We start from the raw sequence: 18098 nt of genomic DNA, 5'->3' as shown, positions 1-18098 counted from the left end.
GGGTTCTACAGTCCGCCGGGGTTGGTCAGCGCCAACAGCCGAGACGTCGCGCGCAGGTACTTCTTGCGGTAGCCGCCGGCCAGCATCTCCTCGGAGAAGATGGTGTCCAGCTTGGCCCCGGAGGCCACCACCGGGACGCCCGCATCGTAGAGGCGGTCGGTCAGCGCCACCAGGCGCAGCGCCACGTTCTGGTCGTCGATCGGGTGCACACCGGTGATGTAGACGCACCGCACCCCCTCGATCAGGGTCAGGTAGCGCGAGGGGTGCATCGTCGCCAGGTGCGCGCACAGCGCGTCGAAGTCGTCGAGGGTGGCGCCCGCCGTCTCGACGGCCCGGCCCGCCACCTGCGCGTCGGACAGCGGTTCGGGTGCCGGCGGCAGGCCGCGGTGCCGGTAATCCGGGCCTTCGATCCGCACGGTGGTGAAAATTCTTGCCAGGGTGTTGATTTCGCGCAGGAAATCCTGTGCGGCGAAGCGGCCCTCGCCCAGCTGCTCGGGCAGGGTGTTGGACGTCGCGGCGATCGACACACCGCGTTCGACGAGTTGGGACAGCAGCCGCGAGATCAGCGTGGTGTTACCCGGATCGTCGAGTTCGAATTCGTCGATGCAGACCAGCACGTAGTCGGCCAGCAGCTCGATGCACTCGACGAACCCGAACACCCCGGCCAGCTGGGTGAGCTCACCAAACGTCGCGAACGCCCGGGGGTGCTCGGCGGAGTCGGGCAACTGCCGGTAGGCCGAGGCCAGCAAGTGAGTCTTGCCGACGCCGAATCCGCCGTCGAGGTAGATGCCGACGCCGGGAAGGGTCTCTCGCTTGCCGAACAGTTTCTTCTTGCCGGCCCGACGACGCCCGGCCTCCTCGCAGAACGCCCGGCACGCGTCGACCGCGGCGGCCTGGGTCGGCTCGGCGGGATCGGGCCGATAGGTGTCGAAGCTGACGTCGGCGAAGGTGGGCGGCGGCACCAGCTGGGAGATCAGCCGTTCCGGGGAGACCGTCGGATGACGGTCGACGAGGTGGCCCACCTGCCCCGGGGCCTGCGTGGTGGGGCGGTCCATGCGGGAACTGTATCGACGTGCTGCAATCGTTGGCATGCCCGACCCACGCCCCGACGACCCGGATGGGACGCACTTCACACTGCTGGGGCGCGGCGAGGGAGCGGGGCCTCTCAGCGACGACCGTCTCAGCGAGCTCTACGCCTACCCCCGCGACCTGGCCCGCTGCTGGGTCCGCGGCAACGCCATCACCAGCCTCGACGGCGGGGCGGCTACCGACGGGACATCGGGCGGGCTGGGTGGTTCCGGAGACCGCCGGCTCTTCCGGGTGCTGCGCGAGCTGGCCGACGTCATCGTCGTCGGTGCCGGCACCGCCCGCGCCGAGAATTACGGGGGCGCCCAGCTGACCGTCGCCCAGCGCGGCGACCGGCAGCGGCGAGGCCAGGCCGAGGTGCCGCCCATCGCCCTGGTCACCCGCTCCGGGCGCCTCGAGCGTGACCTGCCGGTGCTGACCCGTACCGAGGTGCCGCCCCTGGTGCTCACCAGCGACGCCGCCGCGGCCGATGCGCAGTCCTTGCTGGGCGCGGCGGCCGAGGTGATCGCGTGCTCGGGCGCCGATGCGGGCGAGGTCGACCCGGCGGTGGCGCTGGGCGTGCTGGCCGATCGCGGGCTGCGCCGGGTGCTGTGCGAGGGCGGTCCCACCCTGACCGGCACGTTCATCGAGCACGGCCTGCTCGACGAGCTGTGCCTGACCACAGCGCCGATGCTCGTGGGCGGCTCCGCGCCGCGCATCGCCACCGGACAGGGGCACGTGCTGGTCCACCTCGAGCGCCGGCACCTGCTCGCCGACGACGAGGGCTACCTGTACGGGCGCTACGCGCGCGTCGGCTGACCGATAGCGGCGGTCGAGGTCGCTACTGTGGTGGGCATGCGCGATCGTCGGGTCTGGGCCTCCCAGGCCGTAGTCAGCCTCGGCACTGCGGCAATGACGGCTTTGCTGACCGGATGTGCCCCGTGGCTGGCCGCCAACCCGCAATTCGCGAGCGATTCGGCCCACAACCCGACCGGCGCCCCCACCACCGTCAAGGCGGACGGCGGCCCCCCGGCAATCGCGGTGCCCAAGAACGAGTTGCAGTGGAAAGACTGCACCTCGCGGGTGTTCGGTGACGCCGGCGCCCCGCCCGCGCCGGGAGTCATCCTCGAGTGCGCCACCTACGACGCCGACCTCGATCCCATCGCCGGTGCCACCGGAACGGTCAGCATCGGGGTGGTGCGCGCGCGCTCGGTGCAGACCCCGCCCGACGCCGGGCCGCTGGTGTTCACCACCGGCACCGACATCCCGTCGTCGATGCAGCTGCCGGTGTGGCTGTCCCGCTCGGGCGCCGACGTGCTCAAGAGCCACCCGATCGTCTCGGTGGACCGCCGCGGAATCGGCATGTCCAGCCCGGTGGACTGCCGCGACGCGTTCGACCGCCAGGAGATGCGCGACCAGGCGCAGTTCGAGTCCGGCGACGACCCGGTGGCCAACCTGGGCGCGATCACGATGACCGCGACCACCAGCTGCACCGACACCATCGCCCCCGGTGACTCGGCCTATGACAATTCACGCGCCGCCGAAGACCTCGAGCGCCTGCGCAGCACCTGGGACGTGCCGGCGCTGGCGTTGGTCGGCGTGGGCAACGGCGCGCAGATCGCGCTGGCCTACGCCGGGTCGCACCCCGAGAAGGTGGCCCGGCTGGTACTCGACTCCCCCATTCCGGCCGGGGTGAACGCCGAAGCCGCCGCCGAAGAACAGGTCAAGGGCCAGCAGGCCGCCCTCGACGCGTTTGCGACGCAGTGCGTCGCGGTCAACTGCGCGCTCGGCCCCGACCCAAAGGGGGCCATCGACGGGCTGCTGGCCGCCGCGCGCGCCGGCCGCGGCCCCGGCGGGGTGTCGGTGGCGGTCCTGGCCAACGCGATCGTGACCGCACTGGGCTTCCCCAGCGGCGACCGCATCGGCAGCACGGTCAGCCTGGCCAACACCCTGGCCGCTGCGCGCGCCGGCGACACCAACCAGCTCAACAGCCTCATCAACCAGGCCGAGGCGACCCGCGACAGCGACGGCCAGTTCGTCAACTCCTGCAGCGATGCCTTGAACCGCCCGACCCCCGACCGGGTCCGCGAACTCGTCGTGGCCTGGGGCAAGCTCTACCCGCAGTTCGGCACCGTCGGCGCGCTCAACCTGGTGAAGTGCCTGAACTGGCCCAGCGGTGCCGCACCCAAGGAACCCAAGAACCTCAAGGTGAACGTGCTGCTGATGGGCGTGCAGGACGACCCGATCGTCGGCAACCAGGGTGTTCCCGCCTCGGCAGCCACCATCATCAACGCCGGCGCTGCCAGCAAGCGGGTGATGTGGCAGGGCATCGGGCATGGCGCCAGCATCTACTCCGCCTGTGCGCTACCGCCGATGATGGGTTATCTCGACAGCGGCACCATGCCGTCGACCGACACCTACTGCCCCGCCTGACCGGCGGACGCGGCGCACCGGTGTACGGTGCGGACGTGGCGGTAGCTGAATCACTACGGTCCGGCCTGAGGAATGCATTCGGCCCGCGGACCAGCCCCCCGAGCACTTCGGCAATTCTGCGTTCGGCGCTGTGGCCCATCGCGATCATGTCGATCATTCATCGCAGCTACGTGCTGTCGACGAATGGTTACATCACCGACGATTTCGGCCCCGTCTACCGGGCGGTGTCGAACTTCCGCCGCGGCCTGGACATCTACAACGAGCACTTCGACCACGTCGACCCGCACTATCTTTACCCGCCGGGCGGCACGCTGTTGATGGCGCCGTTCGGCTATCTGCCGGTCTTCGCCTCGCACAACTGGTTCGTGTTCTTCAACACGGTGGCGATGATCATCGCGGCCTGCCTGCTGGTGCGGTTGTTCAACCTCGCGCTGACCTCGGTGGCGCTGCCGGCCCTGCTGCTGGCGATGTTCTGCACCGAATCGGTGACCAACACACTGGTGTTCACCAACATCAACGGCTGCATCCTGTTGTGCGAGGTGCTGTTCTTCCGCTGGCTGCTCGACGGCAAGGTCGGTCACCAGTGGTGGGCCGGCGTGGTGATCGGGTTGTCGCTGGTGGTCAAACCGGTACTCGGAGTGTTGCTGCTGCTACCGCTGCTGAACCGGCAGTGGCGAGTTCTGGTGACCGCGGTCGCGGTGCCGCTGCTATTCAACATCGCGGCCTGGCCGCTGGTGGCCGACCCGATGGATTTCGTCAAACGCACACTGCCCTACATCTTCTCGACCCGCGACTATTTCAACAGCTCGGTGCTGGGCAACGGGGTGTACTACGGCCTGCCGATGTGGCTGATCCTCGCGCTGCGGGTGCTGTTCCTGGCGTTGGCGGTGGCCAGCCTGTGGCTGCTGTACCGCTACTACCACCAGCGCGATCCGCTGTTCTGGATGCTGACCTCCTCTGGCGTGCTGTTGATCGCGTCGTGGCTGGTGCTGTCGCTGGCCCAGGGCTACTACTCGATGATGCTGTTCCCGTTCCTGATGACGGTGGTGCTGCCGAACTCGGTGGTGCGCAACTGGCCGGCGTGGCTGGCCACCTACGGGTTCTTGACGATGGACCGCTGGCTGATGTGGCGCTGGCCGACAACCGGACGGTTCCTGGAGTACATGAAGATCACCTACGGCTGGTCCCTGATGCTGGTGGTGGTGTTCTGCGTGCTGTACTTCCGCTACGCCGACGCCAAGGCGCAGGATCGGCTTGCCGACGGCATTGACCCGCCGTGGCTGCACCCCGAGCCGGTTCGACCACCGAGCGGGGTGCGCTAGCGTGGGAGCATGAGTTCGATTCCTGCTCCGAAGCTCGAACTGACCGACGACGAGTGGCGTAAGCGGCTGAGCCCGCAGGAGTACGCCGTGCTCCGCCAGGCCGGCACCGAGCGGCCGTTCACCGGCGAGTACACCGACAGCAAGACCGAAGGCGTCTACGTCTGCCGGGCATGCGGCACCGAATTGTTCCGCAGTACAGAGAAATTCGAGTCGCACTGCGGGTGGCCCTCGTTCTTCGACCCGTCGCACTCCGACGCGGTGATCCTGCGGCCCGACGACTCGCTGGGCACCCACCGGGTGGAGGTGCTGTGCGCGCACTGCCACAGCCACCTCGGCCACGTGTTCAGCGGCGAGGGTTACCCGACGCCGACCGATCAGCGCTACTGCATCAATTCAATCTCGCTGCGCCTGGTGCCCACGGAGGATTAGCGAGCATCGGGATGAGCCCGTCGAGTTCGGTGGGCGGGCTGAAGTAGTAACCCTGCCCGACATCGCAGCCGTATTCGCGAAGCCGCTCCAGCGTGCCGGCGTCTTCAATGCCCTCGGCGACGGTTATCAGGCCCAGTTCGTGGGCGAGGCCGACCACGGCTCGCACCACCACCGCCGCCCGCGGATCGGTGGTGATGGGCGCGACGAATTTGCGATCCAGTTTCACCTGGTCGACCGGCAGCTCGAGGAGATAGGACAGCGCCGAGTAGCCGCTGCCGAAGTCGTCGATGGCGATCCGGATTCCGTTGCGCCGCAATTCGTCCAGCAGCAGTCGCGTTCGATCCATACTGTCCAGGAACAGGTCCTCGGTGATCTCGACGATCACCGAGGACGCGGCCACACCGCGCGCCGCCAGGGCCGCGGCGATCGTGCCGGCCAACCGCATGGTGGCCAGCGACGGCGCCGAGATGTTGACCGCCACCGGAACATCGAACCCGGCCACCTGCCAGACCAGCGCATCATCGAGGGCCTTGTTGACCACCAGGTCGGTGACGGGTCCCATCAGCCCGTGCTGGCGAACCAGGGGCAGGAACTCCTCGGGGCCCAGCAGTCCGCGCCGGGGGTGCGGCCAGCGCACCAGCGCCTCTACCGCGACGACGTCCAACGTCTGCAGGTCGACCTTCGGCTGGTACAGCAGTACCAGATCGCCGTGGTCGACCGCCTGGCGCAGCTCTCCCAGCAGCTGGATCCCCGCACTCCGCTCGCCACCGGCGGTGACAGTGGGATGCCGAGTTGGCGAGCGGTCCGCGAAGGTCTCGGCTGCCATTTCCGCGGTGAACGCATGGACGCCCGCCACGCGCGACCGCTTGGCCGCATCCAGCGCGATACCGGCTCGTTTCAGCAATTCCTCGGCGTCGACCTCGACATCGTCCGCCGCGGCGACGGCAAGCCCGATGCTGGGTCGAACCATGATCTCGCGGTCCTCGAGGACGAATGGCCGGTCGAAGGCCTCGGCCACCCGGTGCGCCACGATAGTCGTGTTATCGACCCTGCCCTCGATAAGAACGGCGAACTCGTCACCGCCCAGGCGGGCCGCCGTGTCGCCGGGTCGCACCGAGCCCAGGACGCGCTCGCCGACGAGCGTGAGCAACGCGTCGCCGACGTGGTGGCCCAGGGTGTCGTTGAACAGTTTGAAACCGTCCAAGTCGAGCTCCATGACCCCAACCGACAGGCCACCGCGTTGGCGCATCTGCATGGCATGACCCACCCGGTCGTAGAAGACAGCGCGGTTGGCCAGACCGGTCAGCGGGTCACGCAGCGCCTGCCGCGCAACGGTGTTGAACAGTCGCCGGTTCTCCCCCACCACCAGCAGCTGGCGGGCCAGGAACGCCAGCACCAGCAGCACTCCGGCGATCGACAGCGGCCCCCGCAGAACGTCGTTCGGCAGCTCGATGAAGGTCACGACCGCCGCCGCCGACGCCACGGGCACAAACGGCACCAACATGGACAACTGGGAGGGCGACTGGGCCACCGCGGTGCCACGATCCGCCCAGTGCCGCCCGGCGACGCCCACCGCGATGAACAACAACAGTCCGGCCAGCCAACCGACCGCGACGGCGCGATGTTCCGAATAGTTCTGTGCAGCAATGAAATAGACGGCAATTTCGTTGGTGATCGCGATGCAGAGGCTGGCCAGCCCGATGAGCCCCACCGTCAGTCGCTGACCCGGTAGGGCAGCCAGATACACCAGCAGCGCAACGGTACACACCACCGCATCGGGCATCGGATACGCCATCGACGCCGCCACCGCGAACTGGTCCGCGCCGTGGACACGCTGGATGTCGTCGAGAACCCCGGTCCAGGCCACGATGACGAACGATCCGGCCACCACCAGTCCGTCCAGCAGCAGCCGGAGCCGCGACAGCGCACCGGTACCAGCCGGCTGCAGCAGCAGCAAAGCGACGCACGCACCGACCGGAAGTAGCAGTCGCGTAAGGTCGATCGCGGACGGAAACGGGATTTCGTATCCGTCCAACGCGCGCCAGGCTCGGGCTCCGACCCCCAGGGCAAACGCACCGAGACCGAACGCCAACGATAGCCACGCGGCCCTGGTGCGGCCGGAAGCCAGCACGGCTGTGCGGGCCATGACCAGAGCCGCCGCCACCGCCGCGACCGTGAGGGTGACCTTGAACGCGGCCACAACAGTGCCGCTCGGCTGATTCGCCAGCGCCACCGCCGCCACGGTCAGCAAACCAGCCGCGGGCACCACCGCCGCAAGGGCCGCCCTGCCACCGCCGAGCTGCACTTGCACAGATCCCCCACGTGTCGCATCACGTCCGACGAAGGAGGCTAGCCTAGCAAACATCTGTTTCGGCTAACTTGAGATTGATGTGACGGCCGTCACACTGAAGGGGCCCTGGTGGACGAGCCACCCTTGACACGATTCAACAACTCCTCCGACGGCAGGGGCAGGCAGTAGTAGAAGCCCTGACCGACGTCGCACCCGAAATCGCGGACCATTGCGGCGGTGGCGGCGTCCTCGACGCCCTCGGCGACGACCGTGAGGCCGAGTTCGTGAGCCAGCTCCACCACGGCGCGGACCACCGCAGCCGCCCGCCGGTCGGCCAGGATCGGCTCAACGAGACCGCGGTCCAGCTTCACCTCGTCGATCGGCAGGTCGCGCAAGTAGGACAGTGCCGAGTAGCCGCTGCCGAAATCATCAATGGCTATCCGAATTCCATTGTCCTGCAATTGCTTCAGCACTGTTCGAGTACTTTCAGTGCCATCGAGGAAGAGGTCCTCGGTGATCTCGACGGTCAGTGCACTCGGGCTCAGCCCGCGACCGGACAGCGCCGAGACAATGGTCGCCGGCAGGTCCATCTTGGCGATCAACGGGGCAAACAGGTTCACCGCGATCGGCATGTCGACCCCTGCGCGATGCCAGCCCAGGACGTCGTCGAGCGCCGTGTTCACCACCAACTCGCTGACGGGTCCCATCAGGCCGTGGCGACGGATGAGGGGCAAGAACTCCTCCGGCGTGAGCACGCCGCCGTCGGACTGCGGCCAGCGCAGCAGCGCCTCCACGCCGATGATCTGTTGGGTACACAGATCGAATTTCGGTTGGTAGACCAACCCCAACACGGAGTCATCGATGGCCTGGCGCAGCTTGCCGAGCCGCTGGATCGCCGTCATGCCTCCCGCGGCGGGGCGGGGCCGGTCGCCGAAAAGATCCCAGTCGGCTGCCCCGGCGCCCAGGTGGGTACCCGGGTGATAGCTCTGCACGCCGCGAACCCGGGACCGCTTGGCCGCATACATCGCGATGTCGGCACGGCGGCGCAATTCATCGGCGGTAAGCCCGGCTTCCCCGAGGTTGGCGACCGCCAGCCCCACGCTGGCGCGCATCAACAGCTCCTGGCCCCGCAGCATGAACGGCTCTTCGAAGGCCTCCACGACCCGGTGGCCCACCAACTCGACGGCGGCGGCACTGCCTTCGACCAGCACCGCGAACTCGTCGCCGCCGAGCCGGGCCACCGTGTCGCCGCCGCGAACACAGCTCAGGAGACGGCGGCCGACGCCGATCAGCAAGTCGTCACCGACCGGGTGCCCGAGGTTGTCGTTGACGAGTTTGAAGTCGTCGACGTCCACCGCGATAACGCCAACCGTCACGCTGTCCTTGTCACGCATGTGCATTGCGCGGTCCATGCGCGTGGTGAACAGGGCGCGGTTAGCCAGCCCGGTCAGCGGATCGTGCAGTGCCTGCTCGGCCGCGGTGGCCAACAGGCGTCGATTCTCGCTCACCGCCAACAGCTGCCGGCCGAACACGGCCACCACCAGCAGGCCCGCGACGATCATGACCGGCCAGGTCTGCAGCAGCGGCACCGGCTGCATCGCGGCGACGATTGCCGCCAGCAGCAGCGGTGTGTAAGGCAGCCAGACCGAGGACCAACCGGGCAGAACAAGTGAATCGCGCTCCCGACGAACATCTTCCAGGCCAGCCGCCCCCGCAACCGTGATGAACAGCAGCCCGGCCGCCCAGCCGAGATCGATCACGTTGCCGCTCGCGTACGCATTCTTGGCGTCCAGGTACGCGAACGCGCTGTCGGACAGGGCGGTACAGGCAAGCCCGGCCGTCAGCAGGATCAGCGGCAACCGGCGGTCACCGGCCTCCCTGACCAACACCACCGCGGCGACCGTCAGGATGACGATGTCGGACAGGGGGTAGGCCAGTGTGACAGCGAATCCGATCCGGCTCGACCCTCCCGACTCGAACAGCGGGCGCAGAATGGTGACCCAACTCGCCAGAAACACCGAGCCGGCCACGATGATGCCGTCGAGCACAAGGCGCCCCCGCGACTGGGCATTGTGCTGGGCCGGGAAGAGCAGCATCGCCACACAGGCACCGACGGGTAGCACGAGGTAGGCGGCGTCGGCCGGCGATGGGGACGGGATCTCACGCAGACGCAGGTCGTAGTACATCCAGATGACCTCGCCGATCGTCCAGCCCACCAGGCCGATCGTCATCGACAGCCACGCCGCCCGCAGCCGGCCGTGCTGCGACCGGGCGGCCAGCCCGGCGAGCAGCGTGGCGACGCTGGTCAGCACAACGAACACGACGTCATCGACAACGACCAGCGTCCGACCGTGCGACCAGCCGCCCAGGATCCACACCGCCAACGCGGTGAAGACAGCGACGGCAAGAGCGCCAACGCGTGCTGTCCTCGACACGGCTCGTCCCCTGCCCGTGGGCCGCCAGGCGATGGTGGCGGATGAGCAAGTCTAGCCGGCCCACGCCCGGATTTAGCGCCTGACCTCGATTTTGGCAACGTCGGGCGAGTCGTGTTTCCCCTGAACTGATCTCTGCTGGAGGAGTTTGAGCAAATTTTCTAGCGACACCGGCGGGCTGAAGAGGTAACCCTGTCCCACCCGGCAACCATGCTCGCGCAGCCAGTCCGCCGTTGCGGCGTCTTCGATGCCCTCGGCGACGGTGTTCAGGCCCAGTTCGGCGGCCAGATTCAACACGGCCCGAACCACCGCCGCGGCCCGCCCGTCATCCAGGATGGGCGCGATGAATTCGCGATCGAGCTTGACTTCGTCGATCGGCAGGTTCCGCAGGTAGGACAACGCGGAGTAGCCGCTGCCGAAGTCATCGATCGCAATCCGAACCCCCTTGTGCCGCAACATAAGCAGCACTGCGCGGGTCCGCTCCATGTCCTCCAGGAACAGGTCCTCGGTGATCTCGACGGTCAGCGCGGACGCGTTCAAACCGCGCTCAGCCAAGGCCCGCTCGATGGTGGCCGGAAGGTCGACATTGGCCATCGACGGGGCGAAGAGGTTCACCGCCACGGGCGTGTCGAAGCCGCCGTCGTGCCACGCCAAGGCGTCGTCGAGCGCCTTGTCCACCACCACATCGGTGAGCGCACCCATCAGTCCGTGCCGGCGCACCAAGGGCAGGAACTCGTCCGGACCCAGCAAACCGCGCTCGGGGTGGGGCCACCGCACCAACGCCTCGACACCCACGATGTCATCGGTTCGAAGATCGAACTTCGGCTGGTAGACCACCATGAGTTCGAACTTCTCGATGGCGTGCCTCAGCTCGCCCAGCAGCCGCACGACCGCCGCCCCGCTAGGGGCATGCGCTGGCGGCTGGCGAAGCCGCTCGGCGTCGCCAGCGTCGGCCAGTTGCATCTCCGCGTTGTAGGTGTGCACGCCACCGCTGCGGGATCGCTTCGCCGAGTACATCGCGACATCGGCCTGCCTGAGCAGCTCCTCACCCGACATCTCCGGTCCGCCGAGCGCGGCGACTGCCAGGCCGACACTTGGCCGGATCAGCAGCTCCTGCCCGCTGATCAGAAACGGCCGATCGAACGCCTCCACCACGCGGTGCGCAACCAACTCGGCGTGACTGACCTCCCCTTCGATCAACACCGCGAACTCGTCACCGCCGAGGCGGGCCACCGTATCCCCGATACGAACACAGCCGGCGATCCGCTCACCCGCGCGCAGCAGCAGTTCGTCGCCGACCGGATGCCCCAAGCTGTCGTTGACGAGCTTGAAGTCGTTGATGTCCATCACGATCAGGGCCACCGCGCCGTCGTGCACCTGCATGGCCCGGCTGAGGCGATCGTTGAACAGCGACCGATTGCCCAGACCTGTCAACGGATCGTGCAGCGCCTGCTGCGCAATGACGCTGACCAGGCGGCGGTTCTCGCTGACGGCCAGGAACTGGCGGACCATGACCGCAACCAACAGCAGCACACCGAGGGGAAAGATCGGGCCGGAAGCCAGCTCGTCGGGCGGCTGGCCCGCGACGACGACCACCGCGATCATCAAGGGCGCGTAGGGCACCCACACCGACGCCCAGCCCGGCAACTCCTCGGTGGCGTCGTCGTCGGGCGCGGCGTTGCGGCCTGCCACCGCAGCCACCGTCAGCAGCAGCAGGCCGGCAACCCAGCCGCTGTCAACGAGATTCCCGCTGAAGTACTCATCTCTGGCCGAGAGGTAGGCATATCCGCTGTCGGCCAACGCCATTGCGACAAGGCCCAGGGTCACCAGTGTGATGGTCAGGCGCTGACCCGGGCCCGCACTCACCATGACCACGCACGCGATCGTCACCAGCACGACATCCCAGACGGGATAGGCCATCAGTAAGGAAAATTCGAACCGGCTCGCCGCACCCGAGTGATAGACCTCGCTCATCACCAAGGCCCACGAGCAGGCGAACAACGATCCCGCCACGATGACCCCGTCCAGCACGATCCGCCAGTCCGAGGACGGGGTAGCGCGGCGGCGGAACAACAGCAACGCCACGCAAGCACCGGCGGGATAGATCAAGAAGAAGGCGTCAGCCAGCGAGGGAAACGGGCGCTCGCCGGCCACGAGTTCGCGATAGGTCCATAAGACCTGCCCGGTGGCGTAGGCGGCCAGGGCAAACGTCAGCGCCGACCAGGCCGCGCGCGCCCGCCCGTGGACCACCCGTGCGGTCCTCCCCGACGCGAAAGCCGCCGCGCTGGAGACGAGGACCAGAACGACGTCGTCGATCGCGGTGAACATCCTGCCGTGCGGCCATCCGCTCAGGATCCACACCGCGAACACGGCGAAGCACGCTGCGGCGGCCACAGCCGCGGTCACAGTCCTGTGCACTGCCACAACCCCCTCCCCCGATGAGCTCGATTCAGCCCGTCAGCCCGGCCCTCGCAACGGTGCATCCTGACCAGTGACGGCCGCCGCGGCGGGCCGGGTGGTCAAGACCTCGAGTAATTCCGGCGCGGGCAGTGGTGGGCTGAAGTAGTAGCCCTGCCCGATGCCGCAGCCATGGTCACGCAGCCAGTCCGCCGTCACGGCGTTCTCGATACCCTCGGCCACCGTCGTCAGGCCCAGCTCGCCGGCGAGGTTCACCACCGCTCGCACCACTGCGGCCGCCCGGCTATCGGCCGGAATGGGAGCGATGAAGTGCCGGTCCAGCTTGATTTCGTCGACGGTCAAGTCTCGCATGTAGGACAAGGCCGAATACCCGCTGCCGAAGTCGTCGATCGCGATTCTGATGCCGCGCTCCTGCAACTGGTTCAACACGGTCCTGGTTCGGTCCATGTTGTCCAGGAACAGATCCTCGGTGATCTCGACGGTCAGCGCGGACGGGCTCAGATTCCGCTGGGCCAACGCCTCGGCGATCTTGACCGGCAGCCGAAGATCCGCCATCGACGGGGCGAAGATGTTGACCGCGATCGGGACGTCGAGGGAGGCGCCGCGCCACGCCACGACATCGTCGAGTGCCCGGCTGACGACCAGATCGGTGATCGAACCCATCAGGCCGTAGCGCCGGACCAGCGGCAGGAACTCGTCGGGGCCGAGCAGACCCCGCACGGGGTGCGGCCAACGCACCAGCGCTTCCACACCGACGATCTCCGCCGTGCGCAAATCGAACTTCGGCTGGTAGACCAGGGTCAGCTCGAATTGGTCGATGGCCTGACGCAGCTCGCCGAGCAGCCGGACCGTTCCCGCCCCGCCAGCACTCGACGGTGCCGGTGTCCGCTCGAACAGGTCGGTGTCGGTCGACTCGGTCAGCAGCATCTCGCGATTGAACGTGTGCACGCCGCCCGTCCGGGACCGTTTGGCCGAATACATCGCGATATCGGCCCGCTTGAGTAGATCCTCCGGGGTCAGGTCGGGCTCGTCGGCCTCGGCGACGGCCAGCCCGACACTGGGCCGGATCAGCACGTCCTGGCCGTCGAGCACAAACGGCTGATCAAACGCCTCCACCACGTGGTGGGCGATCAGCTGCGAATGGTCCACCCTGCCCTCGATGAGGACGGCGAATTCGTCACCGCCGAGTCGCGCCACGATGTCGCCGGGACGCACGGTGCCGACGATCCGTTCGGCGACCAGGCTCAGCAGTTCGTCCCCGACGGGGTGCCCGAGCGTGTCGTTGACCACCTTGAAATCGTCGATGTCCATGACCAGGACACCGACCGACAGGCCGTCGCGTCGGCGCATCTGCATGGCGTGGTTGAGGTGGTCGCGGAAGACGATGCGATTGCCGACCCCGGTCAGCGGATCCCGCAGGGCTTGCTCGGCCACCGTCGCCAGTAGCCGGTGGTTCTGGCTCATCACCAGGAGCTGGCGGGCCAGGAAGCCCGCGAGGAGCAGGACCCCGGCAACGATGATCGGTGCCGCCTTCAGGTCGTCGGCGGACTCCAAGAACATAGCGACCGCCGCCGCCCCGACCGGAACGAAGGGCAGCCATACCGACATCGCCGAAGGGCGTTGGGCCACAACGGATTCGTAGTAGGAGAAGCGGCGGCCTGCAATCGCCGCGGCGATGAACAGGGCGCAGCCCGCCAACCATCCGATGTCGAGGACCGGGATGGAGGTGCTGCGGTGGTGGGTGGAGAGGTAGACAAAGGCGCCGTCGGAGATCGCGATGGCCGTCATGGCCAGCGTCAGCAAGGCGAAGGTCAGGCGTTGACCCGGCCGCGCCCGTGCCAGCACCATCACCGCGACCGTCAGAACGGCGGCGTCCAGGACCGGGTAGGTCATCGACACCGCGACCTTGGCCTCGTCCGGAGTGTGCGAGGGCCAGACCTCATCGAGCACGCCGGCCCAGGCGACGATGGTGAACGACGACGCGACGATCAGGCCGTCCAGTATCAGCAGTGTGCGCGAGGTCGGGCTCAGCGTCGGGGTCAATAGGAATAGGGCCGTGGCAACCGTCACCGGCAGGACGAGATAGGCGGCATCGGCGACCGAGGGAAACGGGCCGATTCCGATGATCTTGTAGTAGCGCCAAATCGCGGCGCCGACGGCGAATGACGTAAGCCCAATGCTCAGCGACACCCAGGCCGCGTGTTCGCGACCGTGGCTGCGCCGCGCGGTCGCCGCCGCGGCGAAACCAGCCGCCGTCGCGAGGACGAGCATCAGGGTGTCGGTGTTGGTGGCGAACGCGAGGGCAGAGGTACCCGACCACCGGCCGAGAAGCCATGCGGAGTAGGCCAAGACGACAGCAAGGACAACGGCGATCGCGGCCAGCTTCGGCGTTGTGCGCAGCCGCGCCATCGGCCCCCCGATCTCTCGACCATCCCTACGCGCAGTCACGCAGAAATCGACGGCACGAGGGATTTTAGCGAACTATTGTCCGTCTCACGCCGCAGTTGGGGTTCGGAGTCGCTACGGGAGCTTGGCGATCAACTCTTCGACACCGACCCGCGGCCCGGTGAAGAACGGGATCTCCTCGCGCACGTGCCTGCGTGCCTCGGTGGCGCGCAGATCACGCATCAGGTCGACGATGCGGTGCAACTCGGGGGCCTCGAAGGCCAGGATCCACTCGTAGTCGCCCAGCGCGAACGCCGGAACGGTGTTGGCGCGCACATCCTTGTAGCCGCGGGCCGCCATACCGTGGTCGGCCAGCATCTTGCGCCGATCCTCATCCGGCAGCAAATACCAGTCCAGCGAACGGACGAAAGGGTAGACGCAGACGTAGTTGCCCGGCTCCTCACCGGCCAGAAAAGCCGGCACGTGGCTCTTGTTGAACTCCGCCGGCCGGTGCAGCGCAACGCTGCTCCACACCGGTTCCACGGAGCGACCCAGCGTCGTGGTGCGACGGAAATCGCTGTAGGTGGCCTGCAGCGACTCGATCCGCTCGGCGTGTGTCCAGATCATGAAGTCGGCGTCGGCACGCAGACCGGCGACGTCGTAGATGCCGCGCACCACGACGCCGCGCTCCTCCTGCTGCTTGAGGAAGGTGGCGGTCTCGTCGACGACAGCGGCGCGGGATTCCTCGTCGTAGCCCAGCGCCCCGGGTTCGGCGGCGAACACCGAGAACATCACGTAGCGGATCGTCGCGTTGAGTTCGTCGTAGTCCAGTCGGGCCATGGCACCCATGGTGCCACGCGAGGGTGCCGCTATGACCGCGTGGTGGCAGCCACCACACGCTGCGCGGCCCTGCCGGCGACGGCCACACACGCCGGCACCCCGATACCGTCGAGATAGTTGCCGGCGATCGCCAGCGTGGGCGGCAGGCCGGCCCGCAGTTCGGCCGCCAGATCGCCGTGCCCCGGGCTGTATTGCGGCATCGCGTCCAGCCAGCGGTGCACCAGCACGTCGAGCGGATCCACGGTGATCCCGAAGACGGTCGTCAAGTCTGCCAACGCCCAGGCGCACAGATCGGCGTCGGAGGTGGCACGAGCCACCTCGTCACCGAACCGGCCGAACGACATGCGCAACAACTCGGCGTTGCCGCGCGCACCCCATTTGCGGGTCGACAGCGTAATCGCCTTGGTGTGCAAGCGTTCTCCACTGGCCACCAGTACCCCCGACTGGGGCGGCAGCGGGGTCCCGCCGGGGACCGCCAGCGCGAGCACCGCCGCCGACGCAACCGGAATGCGCGCCGCGGCCGCGGCCGCGCCCGGCGCAATGTCGGCGACCAACGGGGCCAGCCGCGAGACCGGAACGGCCACGATCACCGCGTCGGCGTGCCACTGGGAGCCGCCGTCGCCGCTCACCGTCCACCCCGGCCCATCGGCGACGATCCGGTCCACCGAGGTCTGCACCCACTGCAGTCGGCTGCGGCGCACGAGTTCGTCGAGCAGCACCTGATAGCCGCCCTCGATGGCGCCGAACACCGGGCCGCGGGTGCTGCCGGGCAACGCCCGGCGGGCTGCCTCGGTCAGGCTGGTGGCTCCCGCATCGAGGGCCGCGGCCACCGTGGGCACCGCCGAGCGGATGCCGATGGTGGCCGCCGACCCGGCGTACACCCCGGACAGCATCGGATCCACCGAGCGCGCCACCACCTGCTCACCGAACCGGTCGGCAACCACCTCGCCGACCGCCGGATCGGAGCCGGCGCGCCACGGCATCGGCCGATGCGGCTCGGCGGCCAGCTGCGCGACCGTCACGTCGTCGACCAGCCCGGCTACCGAGGCCGCCGACGTCGGGATGCCGTTGACGGTCTCGGGCGGAAGCGGATGGATGCGGTCCTGGCTGAAGATCGTTGGCCGCACACCGGTGGTGCTGACCTGGCGGCCGGCCAGGCCGAGTTCGGTCAACAAGGCCGGCACCTCGGGCCGGCGTACCACGAACGCCTCGGCGCCGATGTCCATCACCTGACCGCACAGCCGCTCGGTACGCAGAATGCCGCCGAGCCGGTCGGCTGGATCGAACACGGTGATGACGGCATCTTCACCGGCCAGGGCACGCAGCCGGTAGGCCGCGACCAATCCCGAAATACCGCCGCCGACAACGCAATAGTGGGGTGAGGTCACAACGAGTGCACCAGGCCGACCAGGTCCGTCAGCAGCTCGGGGTCGGTGGCCGGGAGCACACCGTGACCCAGGTTGAAGATGTGACCGGCGGCCCCGGCGTCGACCGCCAGGCGACCGTCGTCGACGACTGCCCGCGCCGCTCGTTCGATCACCGGCCACCCGGCCAGCAACACCACCGGGTCCAGGTTGCCCTGCAGCGCCAGACCAGGGCCGACCCGGGTGGCGGCGTCGGCCAGCGAGGTGCGCCAGTCGACGCCCACCACGGCGGGGGCGCCGTGCCCGGACGCGGCCTGCGCCATCGCGCCGAGCAGCTCGGCCGTGCCGACGCCGAAATGCGTCATCGGCACGCCGTAGTCGGCCAGCGCGGCGAACACCCGCGTGCTGTGCGGAAGCACGTGGGTGCGGTAGTCGGCCAGCGACAGGGTGCCCGCCCAGGAGTCGAACACCTGGATGGCGTCCACGCCGGCGTCGAGCTGAACCTTGAGGAACGCGATCGTCAGGTCGGTCAGCAGGCCCATCAGCGCGTGCCAGGTCGACGGGTCGCCCAGCATCATGGCCTTGGTGCGCTCGTGCAGCTTGCTGGGGCCTCCTTCGACCAGGTAGGACGCCAAGGTGAACGGAGCGCCGGCGAAGCCGATCAGCGGCACCTCGCCAAGCTCGGCGACCAGCAGTCCGACGGCCTCGGAGACCGCGCTGACCCGCTGCAGATCAAGGTTCTTCATGGCGGTCACGTCGGCCGCGGTGCGGATAGGGTTCTCGATGACCGGCCCGACGTCGGGGACGATGTCCAGCGCGATCCCCGCACCGCGCAAGGGGACGACGATGTCGGAGAACAGGATCGCCGCATCCACGCCGTGCCGACGCACCGGCTGCAGGGTGATCTCGCAGACCAGGGCGGGGTCGAAGCAGGCCTGCATCATGGTGTTCTTGGCCCGCAGCTCGCGGTACTCCGGCAGCGAGCGGCCGGCCTGACGCATGAACCACACCGGAACCCGGCTGGGTTTGCGACCCGTGGCGGCGGCCAGGTAAGGCGCCTCGGGCAATTGGCGCTTGCGCTCGGGCTGGGTACTCATCGCGTCCATGCTGCCACGGACGG

The 18098-nt window shown here is 68.2% G+C and carries 12 protein-coding genes; 4 read left to right on the top strand and 8 right to left on the bottom strand.

The window, feature by feature from the left end:
• Positions 1-5: 5 nt before the first annotated feature.
• Positions 6-1091, bottom strand: a complete 1086-nt coding sequence (gene zapE / locus ADBZ9K_RS01235; protein ID WP_526617961.1) for a cell division protein ZapE — start codon at positions 1089-1091, stop codon at positions 6-8.
• Between zapE and ADBZ9K_RS01230 the strand changes: the two genes are divergently transcribed.
• From ADBZ9K_RS01230 to msrB, 4 genes are all read left to right on the top strand, one after another.
• A complete protein-coding gene (locus tag ADBZ9K_RS01230) occupies positions 1090-1884 on the top strand; it encodes a pyrimidine reductase family protein (protein ID WP_526617959.1) in 795 nt (264 codons plus the stop codon). The two genes, zapE and ADBZ9K_RS01230, sit on opposite strands and share 2 nt — an antisense overlap.
• 93 nt (positions 1885-1977) lie before the next feature.
• Positions 1978-3498 carry an alpha/beta fold hydrolase gene (locus ADBZ9K_RS01225; protein WP_526618224.1) on the top strand — a complete coding sequence of 507 codons (1521 nt, stop codon included), beginning with the start codon at positions 1978-1980 and terminating at the stop codon, positions 3496-3498.
• A 20-nt stretch (positions 3499-3518) separates the two neighbouring features.
• Entirely contained in the window at positions 3519-4820 is a 1302-nt protein-coding gene (gene aftC, locus ADBZ9K_RS01220) for an arabinofuranan 3-O-arabinosyltransferase (protein ID WP_526617957.1), read from the top strand.
• An 18-nt stretch (positions 4821-4838) separates the two neighbouring features.
• Positions 4839-5249 carry a peptide-methionine (R)-S-oxide reductase MsrB gene (gene msrB / locus ADBZ9K_RS01215; protein ID WP_526618223.1) on the top strand — a complete coding sequence of 137 codons (411 nt, stop codon included), beginning with the start codon at positions 4839-4841 and terminating at the stop codon, positions 5247-5249.
• Here msrB and ADBZ9K_RS01210 read toward each other — a convergent pair.
• The 7 genes from ADBZ9K_RS01210 to hemE form a co-directional block, all read right to left on the bottom strand.
• Entirely contained in the window at positions 5209-7560 is a 2352-nt protein-coding gene (locus tag ADBZ9K_RS01210) for a putative bifunctional diguanylate cyclase/phosphodiesterase (RefSeq protein ID WP_526617956.1), read from the bottom strand. The genes msrB and ADBZ9K_RS01210 overlap by 41 nt on opposite strands.
• Before the next feature lie 89 nt (positions 7561-7649).
• Positions 7650-9974 carry a putative bifunctional diguanylate cyclase/phosphodiesterase gene (locus ADBZ9K_RS01205; protein WP_526617954.1) on the bottom strand — a complete coding sequence of 775 codons (2325 nt, stop codon included), beginning with the start codon at positions 9972-9974 and terminating at the stop codon, positions 7650-7652.
• Positions 9975-10046: 72 nt separating this feature from the next.
• On the bottom strand, positions 10047-12395 hold the full coding sequence (locus ADBZ9K_RS01200; RefSeq protein ID WP_526617952.1) for a putative bifunctional diguanylate cyclase/phosphodiesterase: 2349 nt from the start codon (positions 12393-12395) through the stop codon (positions 10047-10049).
• A 33-nt stretch (positions 12396-12428) separates the two neighbouring features.
• The gene (locus ADBZ9K_RS01195) at positions 12429-14798 is read right to left on the bottom strand and encodes a putative bifunctional diguanylate cyclase/phosphodiesterase (RefSeq protein WP_526617950.1); all 2370 of its coding nucleotides are present in this window, start codon (positions 14796-14798) and stop codon (positions 12429-12431) included.
• A gap of 111 nt (positions 14799-14909) precedes the next feature.
• Entirely contained in the window at positions 14910-15614 is a 705-nt protein-coding gene (gene hemQ, locus ADBZ9K_RS01190; protein WP_526617949.1) for a hydrogen peroxide-dependent heme synthase, read from the bottom strand.
• A 29-nt stretch (positions 15615-15643) separates the two neighbouring features.
• Positions 15644-17002 carry a protoporphyrinogen oxidase gene (locus tag ADBZ9K_RS01185; protein WP_526617947.1) on the bottom strand — a complete coding sequence of 453 codons (1359 nt, stop codon included), beginning with the start codon at positions 17000-17002 and terminating at the stop codon, positions 15644-15646.
• Entirely contained in the window at positions 16999-18075 is a 1077-nt protein-coding gene (hemE, locus tag ADBZ9K_RS01180) for a uroporphyrinogen decarboxylase (RefSeq protein ID WP_526617946.1), read from the bottom strand. The genes ADBZ9K_RS01185 and hemE overlap by 4 nt, the downstream gene beginning before the upstream one ends.
• Positions 18076-18098 lie beyond the last annotated feature (23 nt).

The organism is Mycobacterium sp., from assembly GCF_965229265.1.
GTDB lineage: Bacteria > Actinomycetota > Actinomycetes > Mycobacteriales > Mycobacteriaceae > Mycobacterium.
This window is presented reverse-complemented; position numbering and strand designations above follow the sequence as displayed.